This is a genomic window from Streptomyces sp. NPDC031100 (assembly GCF_055570785.1).
Genome location: NZ_JBVIGN010000005.1, coordinates 24801 through 46327, shown reverse-complemented (window position 1 = coordinate 46327; position 21527 = coordinate 24801). Strand labels below are relative to the sequence as shown.

Annotated in this window: 15 protein-coding genes; 6 read left to right on the top strand and 9 right to left on the bottom strand. The window is 72.2% G+C overall.

The features are described from left to right. The first annotated feature begins 112 nt into the window (after positions 1–112). The 4 genes from ACZ5DS_RS15945 (at position 113) to ACZ5DS_RS15930 (ending at position 8134) form a co-directional block, all read left to right on the top strand. On the top strand, positions 113–820 hold the full coding sequence (locus ACZ5DS_RS15945) for a GntR family transcriptional regulator (protein WP_468238339.1): 708 nt from the start codon (positions 113–115) through the stop codon (positions 818–820). 69 nt (positions 821–889) lie between these two features. Then, positions 890–2419 (top strand): hypothetical protein, encoded by a 1530-nt coding sequence (locus ACZ5DS_RS15940; protein WP_468238336.1) that lies wholly within the window; start codon positions 890–892, stop codon positions 2417–2419. Between the two features lie 130 nt (positions 2420–2549). Continuing rightward, on the top strand, positions 2550–3440 hold the full coding sequence (locus ACZ5DS_RS15935) for a hypothetical protein (RefSeq protein WP_468238334.1): 891 nt from the start codon (positions 2550–2552) through the stop codon (positions 3438–3440). 41 nt (positions 3441–3481) lie between these two features. Then, a complete protein-coding gene (locus ACZ5DS_RS15930) occupies positions 3482–8134 on the top strand; it encodes a hypothetical protein (protein ID WP_468238331.1) in 4653 nt (1550 codons plus the stop codon). Positions 8135–8137: 3 nt separating this feature from the next. Here the strand turns inward: ACZ5DS_RS15930 and ACZ5DS_RS15925 are convergent, their stop codons facing one another. The 9 genes from ACZ5DS_RS15925 to ACZ5DS_RS15885 form a co-directional block, all read right to left on the bottom strand. Further along, a complete protein-coding gene (locus ACZ5DS_RS15925) occupies positions 8138–9688 on the bottom strand; it encodes a GMC family oxidoreductase (protein ID WP_468238329.1) in 1551 nt (516 codons plus the stop codon). 26 nt (positions 9689–9714) lie between these two features. Continuing rightward, positions 9715–11283: an APC family permease gene (locus ACZ5DS_RS15920; RefSeq protein ID WP_468238326.1), complete on the bottom strand. Its 1569-nt coding sequence runs from the start codon at positions 11281–11283 to the stop codon at positions 9715–9717. A 78-nt stretch (positions 11284–11361) separates the two neighbouring features. After that, positions 11362–12828: an aldehyde dehydrogenase family protein gene (locus ACZ5DS_RS15915; RefSeq protein WP_468238324.1), complete on the bottom strand. Its 1467-nt coding sequence runs from the start codon at positions 12826–12828 to the stop codon at positions 11362–11364. Beyond that, positions 12821–13951, bottom strand: coding sequence for an aromatic ring-hydroxylating oxygenase subunit alpha (locus ACZ5DS_RS15910; RefSeq protein WP_468238322.1), 1131 nt, complete (start codon positions 13949–13951; stop codon positions 12821–12823). The genes ACZ5DS_RS15915 and ACZ5DS_RS15910 overlap by 8 nt, the downstream gene beginning before the upstream one ends. A gap of 11 nt (positions 13952–13962) precedes the next feature. Beyond that, on the bottom strand, positions 13963–14211 hold the full coding sequence (locus ACZ5DS_RS15905; RefSeq protein WP_468238319.1) for a hypothetical protein: 249 nt from the start codon (positions 14209–14211) through the stop codon (positions 13963–13965). 9 nt (positions 14212–14220) lie between these two features. After that, positions 14221–16737, bottom strand: coding sequence for a GcvT family protein (locus ACZ5DS_RS15900; RefSeq protein ID WP_468238317.1), 2517 nt, complete (start codon positions 16735–16737; stop codon positions 14221–14223). A 50-nt stretch (positions 16738–16787) separates the two neighbouring features. Next, positions 16788–17396 carry an MBL fold metallo-hydrolase gene (locus ACZ5DS_RS15895; protein WP_468238314.1) on the bottom strand — a complete coding sequence of 203 codons (609 nt, stop codon included), beginning with the start codon at positions 17394–17396 and terminating at the stop codon, positions 16788–16790. 14 nt (positions 17397–17410) lie between these two features. After that, positions 17411–18496: an S-(hydroxymethyl)mycothiol dehydrogenase gene (locus ACZ5DS_RS15890; protein WP_468238311.1), complete on the bottom strand. Its 1086-nt coding sequence runs from the start codon at positions 18494–18496 to the stop codon at positions 17411–17413. Between the two features lie 246 nt (positions 18497–18742). Beyond that, on the bottom strand, positions 18743–19582 hold the full coding sequence (locus ACZ5DS_RS15885) for an IclR family transcriptional regulator (protein WP_468238309.1): 840 nt from the start codon (positions 19580–19582) through the stop codon (positions 18743–18745). Between the two features lie 330 nt (positions 19583–19912). On the opposite strand from ACZ5DS_RS15885, the gene ACZ5DS_RS15880 reads away from it, so the two are divergent. Together ACZ5DS_RS15880 and ACZ5DS_RS15875 are read left to right on the top strand one after the other, a co-directional pair. Next, positions 19913–20236, top strand: a complete 324-nt coding sequence (locus ACZ5DS_RS15880) for a bifunctional 3-phenylpropionate/cinnamic acid dioxygenase ferredoxin subunit (protein ID WP_468238306.1) — start codon at positions 19913–19915, stop codon at positions 20234–20236. Between the two features lie 103 nt (positions 20237–20339). Further along, on the top strand, positions 20340–21524 hold the full coding sequence (locus ACZ5DS_RS15875) for an NAD(P)/FAD-dependent oxidoreductase (RefSeq protein ID WP_468238304.1): 1185 nt from the start codon (positions 20340–20342) through the stop codon (positions 21522–21524). The last annotated feature ends 3 nt before the right edge of the window (positions 21525–21527 follow it).

Below are 21527 nucleotides of genomic sequence, written 5' to 3'. Positions count from 1 at the left end.
ACTGAGCAGTGCCGTGGGGGAGTCGTGCCGTGCCGAGCACCGTAGAGGATCGTTCAACGATCCTTCAATACCCACGTTGTTTCGTTCCGGAGTCTGCGATTGAATTCCGGGCATGGCAGAGCAGCTGACGGGACTGGCCGACGACCGCGCCCTGCTGGGGCGCACCAGCACCGCCGAACGGGTCTCCGACATCCTCCGGAGCCGTATCGCCGAGGGCTATTTCCCGCCAGGCACCCGGCTGTCCGAGGACGCCATCGGCGGCGCGCTCGGGGTCTCCCGCAACACCCTGCGCGAGGCGTTCCGGCTGCTCACGCACGAGCGCCTGCTCGTCCACGAACTCAACCGCGGTGTCTTCGTCCGGGTCCTGACCGTGGAGGACGTCGAGGACATCTATCGCACCCGGGCCCTGGTCGAGTGCGCGGTCGTCCGGGGCCTCGGCGAGCCGCCGTACGGGCTCGACGGGCTGGCCGCCGCCGTCACCGAGGGACAGCTGGCCACCCACGAGAATGACTGGAAAGCGCTGGGCACGGCCAACATCCACTTCCACCGCGAGCTGGTCGCGCTGGCCGGCAGCGAACGCACCGACGAGCTGATGCGCAGCGTCTTCGCCGAACTGCGGCTCGCCTTCCACGTCGTGGACGACCCGCGTCGGCTGCACGAGCCGTACCTCGCCCGCAATCGTCGGATCCTCCAGGCCCTGCAGGCCGGGGACCGCCGCGAGGCGGAGCAGCTGCTGGAGACCTACCTCGCCGACTCGCTGGAGCGGGTCGTCGAGGTGTACCGGCGGCGGGTCGGCGAGGACGGCACCGGCGCCTCTTGAGCGTCTGTGACGGCCGTCGCTTCTGCGTCGTTTGGGTCGTTGTCAGACCGAGGACCTAGTCTGTGCACCGTGACTTCGCCTGGATCGACGGACAGCGTTCCGCCCCAGCTCAGCGCGGGGCCGCGCCCGGCACCGGGCCCGGCCGCCGACGAGGGGCTGGCGCGTCGGCTGCGCGCGCTCGCCTGCACGGCGCCGCTGCACGACCTGGACGCGCGCAAGGCCAACCTGGCCGGCGAGTACTCGGTGTACGGCATGGCCGAGGTGGCCCTGGCCGCCATCGACCTGGTCACGCTGAACATGGACTTCGACACGGGCGCCGACCACGAGCATGTCGTGGCCCGGCTCGTCCCGCGCATCGCCGCCCAGACCCCGCACCGGCCCGTCTTCGAACACGAGCGCGTGGCCCGCTGGGTCCTGGAGAACCTGATCAACGTCGGCAGCGTGGACCGCGGCTTCCGCGCGGTGTACGGCACGTTCGCGCCGGACGGCACCTACGTCCGCCGTGACTACGACTTCAAGCTCATCGAGGAGGTCCCCGGCCCGGGCGGCACGGTCTACCTGCGCACGACGGACGAAGCGGTCAACGTCCTGGTCGGGGCCCTGGACACCGACGTCACGAGCGCGCAGATCGCGGCCGAGGTCAAGCTGGAGGTGCTGATCAGCCGCGGCCGCCTCGCCGACGCCCAGCTCGCCGCCGAGCAGGCCCGGTACCGCACGGTGCAGTACTCGGAGACCCTGCGCCGCGCCCTGGACGCCACCCGGCGCAACGTCCGCGCGGTGGACTGGCTCGACACCGTGCCCGACATGATCGCCGAGGCGCTGGACCACGTGGCCGACCGGTACCGCCACGAGAACGCGATCCTCACCAACATCCGCAAGGCCCGCGACGAGACCGAGGACCCCGAACACAAGCGGCGCGCCGCCGAGCTGGTGGACATCGTCAAGGACTGCATCCGGCGGCACACCCAGCTCCAGTCCCGCCTGCTGGAGGCGGGCCCCCTCTTCCGCGCCGAACAGGACCGGCAGGCCTTCGCCACGCCCACCACGACCTCCGGGACAGACCTGTACGGCCACCTGGTCGCGCCGCTGCTGCCGCTGCCCGTGGAGCAGGCGATACGGGTGACGGACGCGTTCTTCGCCAACGGCACCGGACTGCGCACGCCGGTGTCGGTGCGCGTGGCCGACCTCGTCGACATACTGCTGACGCCGCCGGTGGAGCGGGAGCACCTGGGTGCGGAGATGCCCGAGCCCGACCTGATCGCGACGCCGGACGACAGTCGCTTCAGCGAGGAGCAGCTGGCCGCTGCGACGGAGCTGCTGGACCTGCCTGCCGATGCGCCGCGCAGGTTGTCCGGGCTGCTGGCGGAGGCCCGGCGGACCGGGGACCCCGATCTGGCATATCTGGTTGCTCTGTTGGCGGTGCACGCGGCCAGTCCTGCTGTGGGCACGGCCTACCGCCAGGGCGAGGAGAAGCTCTTGTTCGCCGTGGACGACGGGACCGAGCTGGATGATCCCGAGTTCGGCGGGGCCGATCTGATCGTCGGGACCGCGTTGCTGGATGCGGCGGGAATGGCGGCGGACCGGACGGAGGCGGCATGACGTCGTCTGCCGGGTGCGGGTCCGTTGTGGCTGGTCGCACCCCGCGGCGGAGCCGCACATGGATGCAGCCCCACGCCCCTTCCGGGGCGCTTGCCCCCAGCCCTGTTTTCCAGACCGAGGAGTTGCAGTCGTGAGCGAGCACGTCGAGTGGAGTGACAGCGAGGCCCCGGCCCCGTCGGCATCCGCCGCCGTCACCCCCGCCGACGCCGCCGACGCGGCGCGGCTCGTCGCCTTCGGGCTGCAGCCCAAGCTGCAGCCGGCGCGCGACCAGGAGTACACCGAGCTGCTGCGGCGCTACCGTGACGACCCCGCGTTCGCGCGGCTCGCCGACGCCGTCGCCGCGGGTCTCGGGCTCGTCGTGCTGGAGGTGTCCCCGCGCGCGGGCATGGCCGTGACGGCCGCCGAGGACTCGGTGTTCGCCGTTCGCATGGGCGACTACGCGCGTCGCACCGCCGCCGACTCCTCGGACCGGTTTCTGCACGGGCTGGCCCATCTCGCCGTCGCCGCGCTGGCGTTTCCGCGCCCGGAGGACCTCGCCGACGACTCCTACATCGGCCGGGTCACCGTCAACGGCGTCGACGCGTTCGTACGGCAGGCCTGCCGCCGCCTGGAGGAGCGCGCCGAGGAGCAGGGCGAGAACACCGACCCGGCGACCGACGCGCCCGGCCTCGAGGCCGCCTGGCGGATCTGGGCCAGACGCAGCGCGACCGGCGCCACCAAGGACGCGCGCCGGCCGGCCGCGTCCACCACGGGCATGGTGGCAAAGGCCGTGGCCTTCCTCACCGACTCGGGGTTCCTGCAGCGCACCGGGGACGACCACGGCGGCACCTACCGCACCACGGCCCGCTACCAGCTCCAGGTGCGCGACATGGCCGGCAGCGCCGCCATGGCCGAGCTGCTGGAGCTGGGCGTCGTCCCGGTCACCGACGGCACGGCCAGCCTGCTGCCCGCCGAGGACACCGACGACCTGGACCTGGTGGCCGACGCCGGGCTGCCGTTCCACGCGCCGTCGCACTCCTGACAAACCTCCACGATCTGCCGGAAGACTGACGAGAGTCCGCCATGTACGAGCTGTCCCGGGTCCGCCTCTACTCCATCGGGCCCGCCGGTGCACGCTACGCCGACACCGTGCTTGACCTGCGCGGCGTGGGCGAGCCCGTGCCCGACCCCGCCCCCATGCAGGCGGAGTTCTTCGAGGAGGAGCCGTCCGGGCCGCCGCGCCGGCCCGCGCCCGCGGGCGTGCTGTTCCTGGAGAACGGCGGCGGCAAGTCCGTACTGCTCAAGCTGATCTTCTCGGTGATGCTGCCGGGCCACCGCAACACCCTCGGCGGCGCCAGCTCCGGCGTGCTGCGCAAGTTCCTGCTCGCCGACGACTGCGGGCACGTGGCGCTGGAGTGGCAGCATGTGCAGACCGGCGAGTGCGTGGTCGTCGGCAAGGTCAGCGAGTGGCGCGGACGCCAGGTCTCCAACGATCCGCGGAAGTTCGCCGAGGCCTGGTACTCCTTCCGGCCCGGCCCCGGACTGAGCCTGGACAACCTGCCCGTCGCCGAGTCCACCGCCGTCCGGCCCCCCGTCGAGGGCGCCTCGGGCGCCCAGGGCCGTCGCCGCACCATGAAGGGCTTCCGTGACGCCCTCACCGAGGCCGGGAAGGCCTACCCGCACCTGGAGGTGCACTGGGAGGAGACCCACGAGCGCTGGACCGAGCACCTCGGCGAACTCGGCCTCGACCCCGAACTCTTCCGCTACCAGCGGGAGATGAACGCAGACGAGGGTGAAGCGGCCGGCCTCTTCGCGGTCAAGAAGGACTCCGACTTCACCGACCTGCTGCTGCGCGCCGTCACCGACACCCGCGACACCGACGGCCTTGCCGACCTCGTCAGCGGCTTCGGCAACAAGCTGGGCCGACGGGCCGAGCTGATCGCCGAGCGGGACTTCACGGCCGGTTCCGTGGACCTGCTCGGGCGGATCGTCGAGGCGGCCGAGGCACGCGCACGCGCGCGTGACATCCACGCAGGCGCCGAGCGCCGTACCCGCACGCTGGCCCGACGGCTGTCCGCGCGGGCCGTGCAGGAGCGGGTGCGGGCCGCCGACCTGGCGCAGCGCGTCACGGCCGCCGCCTACGCCGTCACGCACTCCGAGGGCGCTCGGGAGCGCAGCGCCCTCGTCGCCGCCGAACTCGCCTTCCGGCACGCCTCCCTGGCGCTCGCCGCCGCCGAGAAGTCCGCCGCCGCGCAGAAGCGCGAGCTGGCCGACGCCCGCACGCTGCACTCCGCCTGGCAGGCCGCCGAGGCCGTGCTGCGCCACCGCGCCGCCGCCGACCGCGTCGCGCGCGTGTCCGCCGCGATCCAGGAGGCCGAGCGGGACGCCGCGCCCGCGCTCGCCGCCCGCGCCAAGGCCGCCGTGGACCTCGTACGGGCCCTGCACGCGGCCGCCGAGAGCGCCGAGGCCCTCGCCAACGAGGAGGAGGAGCGCTCCGCCGCACTCCAGGACGTCAGCGACTCCGCCTACCGGGACTCCACGGCCGCCGCCACCGAGGCGCAGCGCGCCCGCAGCGAGGCCGGGCATCTGCGGCAGCGACTCGCCGAGGTCGAGCAGGAGACCGCCGAGGCGGTCCGCGCGGGCTGGCTCGACGACAGCGCACCGGACGCCGACCCGGCCCGTGCCGCGCTCGCCGCCAGCGACGCCGAGAAGACCGCCGTGGCCGCCTGGGACGTGGCCCGCGAGGCCGCCCGCAGGGCGACCGAGCACGCGCGCGAGGCCGCCTCCGCCGAGTCCCGCGCGGAGCTCACCGCAGCCCGCGCGGCCGACGCCGCCACGGCGGCCGAGCGGGGCCACGAGGCCGAGCGACGCCTCGCCGAGGCCCTGGCCGCCGAGGAACGGCTCGCCGAACTGCTCAGCCTGCCGGGCGCAACCGGCACGGCGCGGGGCACCGTGCCCGGACCGAGGACGGGAGCCGCCGACGACGGGCTCGCGGCCGGCGGCGGCGCGCCCGGGGGCTCCCGCGCCGAAGGCCCGCTCAGCCCCGAGGAACTCGACCGCTTCGCGGACGAGCTGCGCGAACTCCTCGACGACGCGGTGTCGACGGCCGAACGGCACCTCTTCGAACTGCGCACCGCCGCCGCCGACGACGCCCGCATCCTCGGGGCCCTCGGCGACGGCGGGCTGCTGCCGCCCGGGCCGGATGTGCTGGCCACCGTGGAGTTCCTCGGCGAGCAGGGCATCCCCGCGCTGCCCGGCTGGCGCTACCTCGCGCAGGCCGTCGACCCCGCCGACCACGCGCGCGTGCTCGGAGCGCGCCCCGAACTGGTCGACGGCGTGGTCATCACCGACCCGGACTCGCACGCACGTGCCCGCGAGGCGCTCAGCGACGCCGCCCTGCTGCCGCGCTCCGCCGTGGCCGTCGGCACCGCGGCCGCGCTGCTCGCCCCGCCCCCGGCGCAGGGCGCCACCCCGGGTGACGTCTTCCTGGTGCCGCCGAACCCGGCCATGCACGACGAGCACGCGGCCGACGAGGAGCGGCAGGCGCTGCGCGCCCGGGCCACCGCCCGCGACGAAGAGATCCGTGCGCTCGCCGGCCGCCTCGGCAAGGACCGCGAACTGGCCGCGCGGCTCGCGTCCTGGCGCACCGGCTGCCCGGCCGGACGGCTCGCCGAACTGGCCGAAGCCGCCCACGAGGCGCGCACCTTCGCGCAGGAGGCCGAGGCCGAGCTGGCCGAGGCGCGCACCGCGCGTGCGGAGGCCGACGAAACAGCCGCCGAGGCCACCCAGGTCCGCGACGAGCGGCAGGAGGCCGCGCAGAAGGCCCGCCGCGCCGCCGACGCCCTCGCCGGACTCGCCTACCGGCTGCGCGAGCGTGCCGGCTGGCAGGTCAAGCTCCGCGAACTCGCCGACGAGGCCGCCGAGTCGGAGGCCCGCGCCCAGGCCTGCCTGGACCGCGCCCGCGCCGCCGACGAGGACCGCCGCGCCGCCCAGCGCGCCGCCGACGACGCCCGCCGCACCGCACGCGCGCTGCGCGCCGAGCGCTCCGAGATCGCGGGCGCCCCCGACGACGTACCGGAGACGGACGCGGACACCCCGAAGGCGTCCCTGCCGGCCCTGCGCGAGGCCTACCGGGCCGCCTCCCAGGTGTACGAGAAGGTCGGCGTCGGCGCCGACCTGCGCGCCGAGCAGGCCCGCGCGGAGAGCGACGAGAGCGCGTCCCTCGCCGAGCTGGACCGGCTCAGCAACAAGGTCCGCACGCGCGCCGAGCAGCTGCTCCAGTCGCCCGACGGCTCCGACGGCCCCTCCCGCCAGGCCGCCGCCGCGCGCGCGGAGGAGCTGGTCCAGCTCCTGGAGACCCGGATGTCGACCGCGAGTGAGCAGCTGGGCCGGCTGCGCGGCGAGGCCGAGCGGCACGCCCCCGAGGACGGCGAGGCGCACACCGAACTGGCCGAGGAACTCGTCCCGCGCGACGCCGAGCACGCACAGGCCCTGCTGCGCACGGCCACGGCCGAACTCGCCGCCCGCACCGAGGCGCTGGCCGAGGCCCGTGAGGCCCACGCCGAGCTGCTGACGGCCCACCGGGCCGCCGAGGACGCGGCCGGAGGCTTCGACGAGATCGCAGCCATGCTCCGCGACCTGCTGCGCGAGCACACCCCCGAGGAGGAGCAGGAGGAGCCGGAGCCGTACCCCGGCAGCCCGGAGGAGGCCCGGCACTCGGCCGCTGAGGCCCGCCGCTCGCTGCGCGGCTGCGCCGCCGACCTGTCCGCCGCCGAGGCGGCCGTGCGCGAGGCCGGCGACGTGCTCGTCCGGCATGCCAACTCCACGCGCTACGAGCAGGTCCGCACCCCCGCACGGCAGCAGATCCGCGAGCTGCCCGCCGCCGCGCTGCCCGAGCACGCCCAGAAGTGGGCGGACGCGTTCGCGCCGCGACTGCGCGTCCTCACCGACGAGCTGGCGCAGCTGGAGCGCAACCGGGACTCGATCGTGGACCGGCTGCGCGGACTGGTCGAGTCGGCCCTCGCCACGCTGCGCTCCGCCCAGCGGCTCTCCCGCCTCCCCGAAGGGCTCGGCGAGTGGTCCGGGCAGGAGTTCCTGCGCATCCGCTTCGAGGAACCCGACCAGGCCACGCTCACCGAACGCCTCGGCGAGGTCATCGACGAAGCCACGCGCGCGGCCGTCAAGAAGAACTCCGACCTGCGCCGCGACGGCATGACCCTGCTGCTGCGGGGCGTCGCGGCGGCGCTGCAGCCGAAGGGCGTGGCCGTCGAGATCCTCAAGCCCGACGCCGTACTGCGCGCCGAGCGCGTGCCCGTCGGGCAGATGGGCGACGTGTTCTCCGGCGGCCAGCTGCTCACCGCGGCCATCGCCCTGTACTGCACGATGGCGGCCCTGCGCTCGAACGACCGGGGCCGCGACAAGCACCGGCACGCGGGCACACTGTTCCTGGACAACCCCATCGGCCGCGCCAACGCGACGTATCTGCTCGAGCTGCAGCGGGCCGTCTCCGACGCGCTGGGCGTGCAGCTGCTGTACACCACCGGCCTGTTCGACACGACCGCGCTCGCCGAGTTCCCGCTGGTCATCCGGCTGCGGAACGACGCCGACCTCAGGGCGGGCCTGAAGTACATCAGCGTGGAGGAACACCTCCGGCCCGGACTGCCGAAGCAGGCCCGGGCCGGAGAGGCGGTGCACAGCGAGATCACGGCGACACGGATGTACAAGCGGCCGGCCTAGCCGTCAGGCGTCCTCCTTGATCAGGTCGGCGCACTTCTCGCCGATCATCATGGTCGTGATGCACGGGTTGACCGCGATCAGGTCCGGCATGACCGAGCCGTCCGCGACCCGCAGCCCCTCGACCCCCTTGACCCGCAGCCGCGCGTCGAGCGGGGCCGAGGGGTCGTCGTCCGCGCCCATCTTCACGGTGCAGGACGGGTGGTAGACGGTGTTGTGGGTCTTGTGGATGTAGTCGAGGAGTTCGTCGTCCGACCGGACATCGGGACCGGGAGCCAATTCCGCGCCCGCCCAGCCGCTCAGCGCGGGTTGTGCGGCTATGCGGCGCGCCAGTTTCAGCCCGTACGTCATCACCCGTACGTCGTGCTCGTGCGTGAAGTACCGGGGATCCACCATCGGCTTGTCCCGGTAGTCCCGCGTCCGCAGCCGCACCGTGCCGCGTGACTTCGCCTTCGTCACGTTGGGCGTGAGGCAGAACGCGTTCTCCGAGGTGGGATAGCCCCACCGCGCGGTGTTCATGTCGAACGGCACCGAGCCGTAGTGGAACATCAGGTCGGGGCGGTCCAGGCCGGGTTCGGTGTCGTAGAAGATGCCCGCCTCCCACCACTGGCTGGACACGGTGGTCATCGGCTGCTGCGCCTCCCACATGATGACGCCCTCGGGGTGGTCCTGGAGGTTCTCGCCGACGCCCGCCGAGTCGACCACCACCTCGACGCCGACCTCGTGCAGATGCGCGGCCGGGCCGATGCCGGACAGCATCAGCAGCTTGGGGGAGTCGATCGAGCCGCACGAGACGATCACCTCGCGCCGGGCCCGCACCGTGCGCGTGTGCACCAGGTCGGGGTCCAGGTACTCGGCGCCCACGCACCGCCGTCCCTCCAGCACCAGCTTCTTGGCGCGCACCCCCGTCCGCACGTCCAGGTTCTTCCGCTTGCCCAGCACGGGGTGCAGATAGGCCACGGAGGACGACTGGCGGACGTTGTTCTCGTCGGAGTTGATCTGGAACCAGTTGGCGCCCCGCACCACCGTCTTCCCCGTGTTGAAGCCGACCGTGGGTATACCGGCCTGCGCGCACGCCTCCAGCAGGGCCGCGCCGCACGGGTCCCCGCCCTTCAGGGTGCGCAGCTTCACCGGGCCGGTGCGGCCGTGGTGCTCGCCGGGGGCGTCGTTGTTCTCCAGGCGCCGGTACAGCGGGAAGAGGTCGGCGGCGCTCCAGCCGGTACAGCCCTGGGCCGCCCAGTCGTCCAGGTCCTCGGCAGGCGCCCAGAAGGCGATGCAGGAGTTGTGCGACGAACAGCCGCCCAGCACCTTCGCGCGCGCGTGCCGCATGAAACTGTTGCCGCTGGTCTGCGGTTCGACCGGGTAGTCCCAGTCGTAGCCGGACTCCAGCAGGCCCATCCAGCGCTCCAGTTTGAGGACGTCGTCGTCGCCGACGTCGCTGGGGCCCGCCTCGAGGACGCAGACCGTCACGGACGGGTCCTCGGAGAGCCGCGCCGCCACGACATTGCCCGCGGTGCCGCCGCCGACCACGACGTAGTCGAACTCATCGATGCTCATGAGCAGTGACCTCCTTGGAGCCGGGATCAGTCGGCCGCCGGGGCGGCGAGGGGAGCGGTCGGGGCGGGGACGGGCTCCAGACGGTGCTCGGCGAGCACGCCGGTGCGGTGGCGCTGGACGAACCAGTAGTAGGCGTAGCCGCCGCCCGCGATGACGGCCACGAACAGCACCGCGCCCCAGCGCAGGTACCAGTGGTACGGCGCGCTCGCGTTGTAGACGGAGGTCCGCGGCCAGATCAGGTTGACGGTCATGGCCGCGCCCCACACCACCGCGACGATGTTGACGAGCAGTCCCCAGCGGCCCAGCGAGAACCTGCCCTCGCCCGCCGGCTGCCACTTCCCGCGCAGCCGGGCCACCAGCATCGGCCCGGTGACGCCCAGGTAGGCGAGGTAGATCATGATGATGCCGATGCTGGTGACGACCGTGAAGATCTGCGGCTGGCGGATGTTGACCACGAGGATCGCCAGCGCCAGCACGCCGATGATCACGGCCGGCAGGACCGGGGTCTGGAAGCGCGGGCTGACCCGGGCCATCAGCGAGGACGCGGGCAGGTTGTTGTCCCGGGCCATCGCGAAGGCCAGCCGGATCGCCGCCGTGTGGACGGCCAGCGCGCACACCGTTACGGCGATGAGGACGCACCACAGCATCGCCTTGCCGGCCGTCGGGCCGAGCACGTCGAGCACGATGTACTGCAGGCCGTCCGTGGACAGCTTGTCGCCCTTGAGGCTGGAGACGCTCATCAGGGCGAGCAGGAGCACCAGTCCGCCCAGGATGAAGGAGGCGACGATGGCGCGGATGATCGCGCGCGGTGCGTTCCGTGACGGGTCCAGGGACTCCTCGCCGAGCGAGGCCGCCGTGTCGAAGCCGTACATGACGTACGCCGACGCCAGCGAGGCCACCAGGAAGGCGCCCAGGTATCCGGCGCCGTAGCCCGTTCCGGTCCCGTTCGTCTGCATGACGACCTGGGGGCCCCGGGTGATGTGGACGGCGAACAGGATGATCAATACAACGGTGGCGATCAACTCGATGAAGACGCCGGCTGTATTGATCGTGGCCATCAACCTGACGCCGAAAGCATTGACCAGCGTGGTGAACAGGATCAACACGGCCGCAAGGATGACCGCGTTGGTCGCCACGTCGTACTTGCCGCTGCCGTCCCCGACGAACTGGAAGACGGACGAGATCTGCGGCAGCGTCAGCTGGTAGGCGAGCGCGACCGCCGAGATGGACACGATGGACGCGATCAACATCATCCACCCGGCGAGCCAGCCGAGATGCGGATTGCCGATCTTCTTCGACCAGTTGTAGACCGATCCCGCCACCGGGTAGCGGGCGGCCAGTTCGGCGAAGCACAGGGCGACCATGAACTGGCCGATGAACACCATCGGCCACGACCACCAGTAGGCGGGGCCGCCGCTGCCGTAGCCGAAGTAGAACAGCTGGAAGGTGCCGGTCAGGATCGAGATGTAGCTGATCCCGGCGGCGAAGGTGTGGAAGTTCCCGAGGGTGCGCTTGAGTTCGGGCTTGTAGCCGAACTCGGCGAGTTCGGCGTCGTCGTGGTGGTGTGGGCCTGGTGGTTGCTCGGTGGTCGTCATGAGCGGACTCCTCGTGGGCCGGGGGGAGGGGAGGGAGTGGCTCGTGCGGGTGCCGGGGGCGGAGGAACATGCCCAGGGTCAGTCGAACCAACCCTGTGGCGAAGGCGCGGTGTTGCGCCAGATGTGCTTCGTCTCGCGGTACTCGGCGAGCCCTGACGGCCCGAGTTCGCGGCCGAACCCGGACTGCTTGTAACCACCCCATTCGGCCTGCGGCACGTACGGGTGGTAGTCGTTGATCCAGACCGTGCCGAGCCGCAGCCGCGCCGCGACCCGGGCGGCCTTGCCCTCGTCGCTCGTCCACACGGCGCCGGCGAGGCCGTAGACGGTGTCGTTGGCGAGCCGGACGGCCTCCTCCTCGCTGGCGAACCGCTCGACGGTCAGCACGGGCCCGAAGGACTCCTCCTGGACGACGGTCATGGCGCTCGTGCACTCGTCCAGGACGGTCGGCAGGTAGTAGAAGCCCTCGTCGTAGCCGGGACCGGAGGGCCGGGCGCCGCCGCAGCGCAGCACCGCGCCCTCCTCGAGGCCCTTGGCCACATAGGCCTCGACCTTCGCCCGGTGCGCCGCCGAGATCAGCGGCCCGGTCTGAGCCTGCTCGTCGAACGGCCCGCCCAGCCGGATCAGCTGTGCCCTGCGGACGACCTCGTCCACGAACCGGTCGTGCAGCGCGTCCTCGACCAACAGCCGGGCCCCGGCCGAGCAGACCTGACCCGAATGCAGGAAGACGGCGGTCAGGGCCATGTCGACGGCCGTCTCGAAGTCGGCGTCGGCGAAGACGATGTTCGGGTTCTTCCCGCCCAGTTCGAGCGCGACCTTCTTCACCGTGCCGGCGGCGGCCGCCATCAGCCGGCGGCCGGTCGGCAGACCGCCGGTGAAGGACACCAGGTCGACGTCCGGGTGGTCGCCGAGGGGAGCCCCGGCCTCCGGTCCGGCGCCCAGCACCAGGTTGGCCACGCCCGGCGGCAGCCCCGCCTCGGCCAGCAGCCGGACTAGGTGGATCGCGGTGTGCGGGGTCAGCTCGCTGGGCTTCAGGACGAAGGTGTTGCCGGCCGCGAGGGCCGGGGCGACCTTCCAGGCGGTCTGCAGAAGCGGGTAGTTCCACGGCGTGATCAGGGCGCACACACCGACGGGCTCGTACACCACCCGGCTGTCGACGCCCTCCCGGCCGGTATCGACGACCCGCCCGGCCTCGCTCGCCACCAGCCGCCCGAAGTAGCGGAAACAGTTGACGATGTCGTCCATGTCGTACGCGCTCTCCACCAGCCGCTTCCCCGTGTCCAGGGACTCGGCGCGGGCCAGCGCGTCCTTGTCGCGGTCGAGGAGGTCGGCCACCCGCAGCAGCAGGTCACCGCGCTCCTGCGGGGAGGTGCGCGGCCAGGGACCGGAGTCGAAGGCCCGGCGCGCCGCCGCGATCGCTTCGACCGTGTCCTTGCCGCCGGCCTCGTCCACGACCCCGACCAGGGAGCCGTCGGCGGGACAGCGGATCTCCCGGGTGCGCTCGTCCAGGGCGCTGCGCCAGGTGCCGTCGATGAACAGGTCAGGCATGGCCGCCTCCGAGCTTCTCCAGGAGCCACTCGTGGAAGATCCCGATGTGGTGCTCGTTCGGGACCAGCACACCGCCCTTGCGGTACGCGCGCGAGGACATCGCCGGCTGCGTGCGCTCACAGGCGTCGAAGTCCTGGACGTTGACGCGGTGGAACAGCTCGACGGACTTCGAGACGTCCGCTCCGGAGGCGATCACCTCGGGTGCGTACAGCCAGTCGCACTCCACGATCGTGCGGTCCTCGGCCAGCGGGAACATGCGGTGCAGGATGACGTGGTCCGGTACGAGGTTGACGAACACGGTCGGCTTGATCGTGATGGCGTAGTAGCGGCGGTCCTGGTCGGCGCTGACCTCGGGGAGCTTGGCGAAGCCTGCGCTGCCGTCGACCGTGAAGCCCTTGATCTCCTCGCCGAACTCCGCGCCGTGGCCCACGTAGTACTGGGCCGCGTACCCGTCCGCGAACTCCGGGAGCACCTCGGTGAGTTCGGGGTGGATCGTCGCGCAGTGGTAGCACTCCATGAAGTTCTCGACGATCAGCTTCCAGTTGGCCTTCACGTCGTAGGTGATGCGCTTGCCGAGCGCCAGCTTCTCGGTGCCGTAGTGCTCGATGGCGGCCGCGTCGCCGAGCCGCTCCACGGCCGCGTACTTCACCGTCTCCTCGAAGGAGGGCGGTTCGTCGGCGAGGCACACCCAGGCGTAGCCGAGCCATTCGCGCAAGGTCACCTTGATCAACCCGTACTCGACTCGATCAACATCGGGCATCTTGATCAAGTTGGGTGCGGCGATCAACCTGCCGTCAAGGTCGTACGTCCATGCGTGGTACGGACACTGCAGACTGCGGCGCACCTCGCCCGACTCCTCGGTGCACAGCCGCGCCCCGCGGTGCCGGCACACATTGAGGAAGGCGCGCAGTTCGCCAGTGCGCGAGCGGGTGATGATGACGCTCTCGCGGCCCACCTGGACCGTACGGAAGGCACCCGGCTTGTCCAGATCGGCGCTGCGGACCGCGCAGAACCACAGGGACTCGAACAGCAACTCCTGCTCCTGCCGGAAGACGTCCGGGTCGGTGTAGTAGTGGCCCGGCAGCGTCGCGATGAGGCTCGGGGAGATCGGGGTCGTCGTCACGGGCTGGCTCCTCAGGCGGGCGCGGCGGCGGTGAGGGTCCCCCCGCTCGAGCGAAGCCGAGAGTGGGGGAGGGCGGGGTCGAACGGGCCGATGGGGTGTGCGGTGCAGCCGGTCGGGGTCAGGTGGCCGGCCGCGTTCTCCGAGATGTGGATCGGACGGTTCCAGGGCACGACGCACGACTGCCGGGTGATCCGCGAGCCGTCGTGGCCGGACCCCCGGTTGTGCACCGGGCCGGAGCTGACGTCGTAAGACGGTGACACGGGCGCCTCCTATCGACGGATGCGGGTCATCTTCGGGTCGAACAGCGGCTCGTCCGCGACGGTGGCCGGCACCTTCTCGCCGAAGTACTCGATGTGTACGCCGGTGCCGGTGGCGAGGCGGGCCGGGAGCCAGGCGTAGGCGACGCAGCGGCCGAGCGTGTAGCCGTACGACGCGCTGGTCACGTAGCCGGACGGGGCCCCATCGATGTACACGGGCTCCTTGCCGAGCACCACCGCGGCCGGGTCGTCGAGGAGGAGCGGGGTGAGCCGGCGGGCCGGTTCGGGAAGGCTGCGAAGGGCCTCCTGGCCGACGAAGTACGCCTTGTCCATGCGGACCGCGAAGCCGACGCCCGCCTCGAAGGGGGTGTGCTCGTCGGTCATGTCGGTGCCCCAGGCCCGGTAGCCCTTCTCCAGGCGCAGGGAGTTGAAGGCGGAGCGGCCGGCGGCGATCACGCCCAGGTCCCGTCCGGCCTCCCACAGGGTGTCCCAGAGCCTTAGGCCCAGGTCGGCGGTGGTGTACAGCTCCCAGCCCAGCTCACCGACGTAGCTCAGGCGCATCGCCGTCACGGGGACGTGTCCGAGGTAGGTCTGCTTGGCCCGGAAGTAGCCGAATCCCTCGTGGGAGAAGTCGTCGCGGGTCAGCGGCTGGACCAGTTCGCGGGCGAGGGGCCCCCAGACGCCGATGCAACAGGTGCCGGAGGTGATGTCCCGGATCTGGACGTCGGCAGGTGCGTGGCGGAGCAGCCGGTCCAGGTCGGCGGGGGAGTTGGCGCCCACCTGGAAGCGGTCGGGGGCCAGACGCGCGACCGTGAGGTCGGAGCGGATGCCGCCGGTCTCGTCCAGGAGCAGGGTGTACGTGACCGCACCCGGCTTCTTGCGGAGGTTGTTGCTGGTCATGCGGTCGAGGAAGGCGAGGGCGCCGGGGCCGGTCACCTCCAGGCGGCGCAGCGGGGTCATGTCGTACAGGGCGACCCTCTCGCGCGTGGCCCTGGCCTCGGCGGCGGCGACGGGGGACCAGTAGCGGGCCGACCAGGCGTCGCGTTCGGGGAGGTCGCCGAGGGTGTCGACGAGCGGGGCGTTCGCCTCGTACCAGTGCGGGCGCTCCCAGCCGCTGCCCTCCAGGAAGAACGCGCCGAGTTCCTGCTGGCGTGCGGAGAAGGGGCTGACCCGAAGCGGACGGGGCTGCTCCATCGGCTGGAGCGGGTGCAGGACGTCGTACACCTCGACGAACTGCTGTGAACCGCGTTCACGGACGTACGACGGTGAACGCTGTGCTTCCTCGAACCGCGTGAGGTCGCACTCGTGCAGGTCGCTGGACGGCCGCCCGTCGACCATCCACTCGGCGACGGCCTTGGCGACTCCGGCGGAGTGGGTGACCCAGACCGCCTCGGCCAGCCAGAAGCCCCGCAGCTGCCGCGCCTCCCCGAGGAGCGGCATGCCGTCCGGGGTGAAGGAGAAGACCCCGTTGAAGCCGGTCTCGATCTCCGACTCGCGCAGCGCGGGCAGCAACCGCCGGCAGTCCTCCCAGCTCGGCGCCCAGTCCTCGGTGGTGAAGGGGTACGAGGACGGCATCTCCATGTCCTGGGCGCGCGCCTCGTCGTAGGCGAGGACCGCGAACGGGTCGACCGGCATGGGCCGGTGCGCGTACGACCCGATGCCGATGCGGTCCGTGTGCTCGCGGAAGTACAGGTCGCGGTCCTGGAAGCGGAGGATCGGCTTCGACGCCTCGGCCGTGGCACCGGCCAGCTCGGGCAGCGGCTGCGTCCGCGCGTACTGGTGGGCGAGGGGTTGCAGCGGTACGTCGATGCCGGCCATGCGGCCGATGACCGGACCCCAGAATCCGGCCGCGGAGACGACGTGGTCGGCGGGGAAGGCGCCCCGGTCGGTGACCACGGCGGTCACCCGGCCGCCCTCCTGTTCGATGCCGGTGACCGTGTGCCGGTCCAGGAAGCGGGCACCCCGAGCGGTGGCCCGGTCCATCTGGGCGCGGGCGGCGAGCAGGGCGCGGGCCAGGCCGTCGTCGGGGGTGTGGAAGCCGCCGAGGACCACCGATTCGTCGAGCAGGGGCCAGAGTTCCTTGCACCGGGCGGTGCTCACGATCTCGCCGCGGATGCCCCAGGACGCGGCGTAGCCGGCCCTGCGGTGCAGCTCGGCCAGGCGCTCCGGGGTGGTGGCGAGTTCCAGACCGCCGACCTGGTTGAAGCAGGAGACGCCGTCCACCTGGAGCGAGCTGAACTTCTCGACGGTGTACCGGGCGAACTCGGCGAGGGTCTTCGACGGGCTGGTCTGGAAGACGAGACCCGGCGCGTGGGAGGTGGAGCCGCCCGGCGCGGGCAGGGGCCCTTGTTCGAGGACGGTGACGTCGGTCCAGCCGCGGGCGGTCAGCTCGTCGGCGAGGGAGCAGCCGACGATGCCGGCGCCGATGATGACCACACGGGGGCGGATTTCGGGGGTGCGAGAGCGGTCTTCGGGGGTGCGAGATCGGCTTTCGGGGGTGCGCGAGCTGTTTTCGGGTGTGCTGGACATGCCCCTCCTTGAGCTGGCGGGGATGGCAGGGGTGGCGGGTCGGGAGTTGCTTATGCGGAGGGCAGGTGGGGCCGCTCGGCGGCGATGGTCGTGTCCTGGCCGTGCCCGGTGTGGACGACCGTGTCGCCGGGCAGGGTGAGGAGCCGTTCGCGGAGGGACGCCTCGATGGTGGGGCGGTCCGAGTAGGAGCGGCCGGTGGCGCCGGGGCCGCCGTGGAAGAGCGTGTCGCCGGTGAAGACGGCGTTGAGGAAGGGAGCGTGGAGGCTGCAACTGCCCCAGGTGTGGCCGGGGGTGTGCAGGACCCGCAGTTCGATGCCGGCGACCGAGAGGACGCGGCCGTCGAACAGTTCGCCGTCCGGCTTGCGGTCCGGGTGGGTGTGGGACCACAGCTCGTGGTCGCCCGGGTGGAGCAGGACGGGGGCACCGGTCAGGACGGAGAGTCGGGGTGCGGCGTCGATGTGGTCGTCGTGGGCGTGGGTGCAGACGATGGCGGTGACCCGGCGGCCGGCCGTGGCGCGGTGGATCGCCTCGGCGTCATGAGCGGCGTCCACGACCAGCACCTCCTCGTCGTCGCCGACCAGCCAGACGTTGTTGTCGACGTCGAAGGTCTCGCCGTCGAGGCTGAACGTGCCCGAGGTGACGACGCGGTCGACGCGCATGCTCCCGTGGACGCTCACAGGACCACCACCGAGCGCAGTACTTCTCCCCTGTGCATCTTGCCGAACGCCTCCTCCACCTGGTCGAGGGTGATGGTCTCCGATACGAAGGCGTTGAGGTCGAGCAGGCCGTACAGGTACTGGTCGATGAGGAACGGGAAGTCCCGGCTGGGCAGGCAGTCGCCGTACCAGGAGGACTTGATGGCGCCGCCGCGCGAGAACACGTCGATCAGCGGGAGTTCGATCTTCATCTCGGGGGAGGGGACGCCGACCTGAACCAGCAGACCCGCGTGGTCGCGCATGTAGAAGGCCTGCTCGAAGGTCTCCGGGCGGCCCACCGCGTCGATCGCGATGTCCACACCGAAGCCGTCGGTGAGCGCGCGTACGGCCTCGATCGGGTCCGTGCCGCGGGAGTTGACGGTGTGGGTGGCGCCGAACTTCTCCGCCTGGTCCAGCTTCTTGTCGTCGATGTCGACGGCGATCACCTTCATGGCGCCGTTCAGGCAGGCGCCCGCGATCGCCGCGTTGCCGACGCCGCCGCAGCCGATGACGGCCACCGAGTCGCCCCGGCCGACCCGGCCCGTGTTGACCGCGGCGCCATAACCAGCCATCACTCCGCAGCCGATCAGGCCCGCGGCCTCGGGACGGGCCGCCGGATCGATCTTCACGGCCTGCCCGGCCGCGACCAGCGTCTTCTCGGCGAACGCGCCGATGCCGAGGGCATTGCTGAGCGGGGTGCCGTCCAACAGGGTCATCGGCTGGGCGGCGTTGCGGGAGTCGAAGCAGTACCAGGGTCGGCCACGACGGCAGGAACGACAGCTGCCGCAGGGCGCCCGCCAGGCCAGCACCACGTAGTCACCCGGCTGGAGATCGGTGACTCCCGGCCCGACCGCCTCGATCGTCCCCGCCGCCTCATGGCCGAGCAGGAACGGGAAGTCGTCGTTGATCGCGCCCTCGCGGTAGTGGAGATCCGTGTGGCACACCCCGCAGGCCTGCACGGTGACGAGCACCTCGCCGGGGCCCGGGTCGGGGACGACGATCGTCTGCACCTCGACGGGTGCGCCCTTCTTCACAGCGACTACGGCACGGACCTCGTGTGGCACGACAAGCTCCTCTGCTGTTGCGCATTGCACGATGGGTTGCGCGATGGGGAACATATTGAGAACGGCGTGACGGAGCCGTCAAGGGGTGCGCGTTAACCCTTGGCAAAAGGAACCTGTGGGGCGAAACCTGTCGGACACGCGGCGGCGCGGGACCAGGAACGTCCCGGTCCCGCGCCGCGGTGCGCGTGTTGTGAATGCCCTCCGTGTGTCCATCCAGGTCTCGTCGGAGTGTCTGCTCGCCCTCCGTCAGAAGCCGTAGCCCATCCGGCGGGACAGCTCGGCGCCGGCCGCCACCGTCCGCTTCGCCACCTCCGGCAACCGGTCCGGATTCAGCCGGTACACCGGCCCGGAGACGCTGATCGCCGCGATCACCTTGCCGTCGTGCGCCCGCACCGGCGCGGCCACGGCGGCGAGCCCGAGCTCCAGCTCCTCGATCGTGACGCCGTAGCCCTGCTCGACCACCGCCTCCAGCTCCGCGCGCAGCATCGCCGAGCCGGTGATCGTCCGGTCCGTGAACCGCGGCAGCGACCGGGCCAGCAGGCCCTCGCGCAGGGTGGGCGGCATGTGCGCGAGCAGCACCTTGCCGCTCGACGTGGCGTGCAGCGGGGTGCGCCTGCCCAGCCAGTTCTGCGCGGTCACCGACGCGGTGCCGCGGGCCTGCATGATGTTGACCGCCGCGTCGTCGTCGAGCACGGCGATGTTCACGGTCTCGCCCAGCTCGTCGGCGACCTCGCGGCAGACCGGGACGCCCTCCTGGGAGATGTCCAGCCGCACTGCCGCCGCCCCCGCCAGGCGCAGTACCCCGGCCCCCAGGTAGTACTTGCCGCGATCCTTGGCCTGGGCCACCAGGCCCCGGTTCTCCAGGACGCCGAGCAGCCGGAACGCCGTGGACTTGTGCACATCCAGCTCCTCGGCGATCTCGGTGACGCCCGCCTCGCCGTGCCGGGCGAGGATCTCCAGCACGCTCACGGCGCGGTCCACCGACTGCACCGCACTGGCCGCTCCGCGGCCGTTCTGCCGCTCCGGGTTCGCCGGGTTCGCCGTGGTCTCCGCGCTGCCCTCAGACTGCTTCTGCGTGCGGGTCATGGCTCAACTCTCACCACCTGTCGGCCCGGTTCGGGCCGCATCTGCGGGAAGCCCTTGACGCGACGGTCGTCCCGCGCGGATTCTGTTGCGCATAGCGCTTGCTCGTGCGCCATGCGAAACATCATGTTACCGGAGTGTCCAGATCCCGGAAGGGTGCCGGACCACCCGGACCACCACTCGGACCACCCGGAGCGTCCGGACCAAGGACGATTCGGCACTCCCGCACCGCTGCACCGCCCGGACCCACGATGGTCCGGACTCCCGTCTGCATCCCTAACGCCTGCATCGAGCAGGTCCCGGACCAAGTGTCCCGGACCGAGAGGGGGGCCCGTGATTCCCGTCTGCCGCCTCGAAGACCTCCCCGAGGGAGAGTCCGTCCGCGTCGGGACCACGCCGCCGATCGCCGTGTTCCGCACCGACGACGGCGAGCTGTACGCCATCGACGACACCTGCACCCACCAGGACGCCTCCCTCTCCGAGGGATGGCTCGAAGGCTGCCTGGTCGAATGCCCGCTGCACGCCGCGTCCTTCGACCTGCGCACGGGCGAGCCCACCTGTCTCCCGGCCCGGCGCCCCGTCCGCACCCACCGCGTCACCGTCGACGAAGGTGTCATCCACGTCCACCTCACCGCCGAGGAGGGCACGGCCGCATGAACACCGCCGCGGACCCGCCCACGGCCTCTCCCGCCACGGCACCTCCCGCCACCGGTCCCTCCCACGGGCGCCGGACCTTCCCGGACTTGAGGAGTCGCGCCGCATGAGGACCGTGACCATCGTCGGCGCCTCCCTCTCCGGGCTCTACGCGGCCCGCGAGCTGCGCGCCCAGGGCTTCGACGGCCGACTGGTGATCGTCGGCGAGGAACCCCACCACCCCTACGACCGCCCTCCTCTCTCCAAGGACTTCCTCACCGGCGGCGCCGACGAGGACCACCTTGCGCTCACCGACGCCGACGAGACCGCCGGACTCGACGCCGAGTGGCTGCTCGGCATCCGCGCCCGCGGCATCGACCCCCGCGGCCGCACCGTGCTCCTCGACGACGGCCGCACGGTCTCCACCGACGGCGTCGTCATCGCCACCGGCGCCGCCGCCCGCCGCCTGCCCGGCGACAGCCTCACCGGGATCCACACCCTGCGCACCCTGGACGACGCCCGCGCCCTGCGCGCCGACCTCACCGGGGGCCCGCGCCAGGTCGTCGTCATCGGCGGCGGCTTCATCGGCGCCGAGACCGCCTCCTCCTGCGCCGCTCTCGGCCACGCGGTCACGGTCGTCGAGGCCGCCCCGCTCCCGCTCGTACCCCAACTCGGCCCGGAGATGGCCGCCGTGTGCGCCACGCTGCACCGCCGCGGCGGAGTGGACCTGGTCACCGGCACCGGTGTCGCCGCCCTGCGCGGCACCACCACGGTCACCGGCGTCGAACTCACCGACGGCCGCACCCTGCCCGCCGACGTCGTGATCGTCGGCATCGGTGCCACCCCCAACACCTCCTGGCTGGCGGGCTCGACGCTCGCCCTGCACGACGGGGTGCTGTGCGACGACGGATGCGTGACCGCCCTGCCGCAGGTCGTCGCGGTCGGCGACGTGGCCCGCGTCGGCGGTATCCGGGCCGAGCACTGGACCTCCGCCACCGAGCAGCCCCGCACCGCCGTGACCAACCTGCTCGCCGGCCGCACCCTCCAGACCGCCCGCCCGATGCCCTACTTCTGGTCGGACCAGTACGGCTCCCGCATCCAGTTCGCCGGCCGGCGCCGCGACGGCGACACCGTGCGCATCACGGAGGGCGACCTCGCCGACGGAGGCCCGGGCGAGGGCGGCTTCCTCGCCCGCTACGAACGGGACGGGCGCACGGTCGCCGTGCTCTCGGTGGACCACCCCCGCCCCTTCATGCGGGCCCGGCGGGAGCTGAGGCGGCAGGAGGAGCCGGTGGAGCCCGCCGCGCTGTGAAGA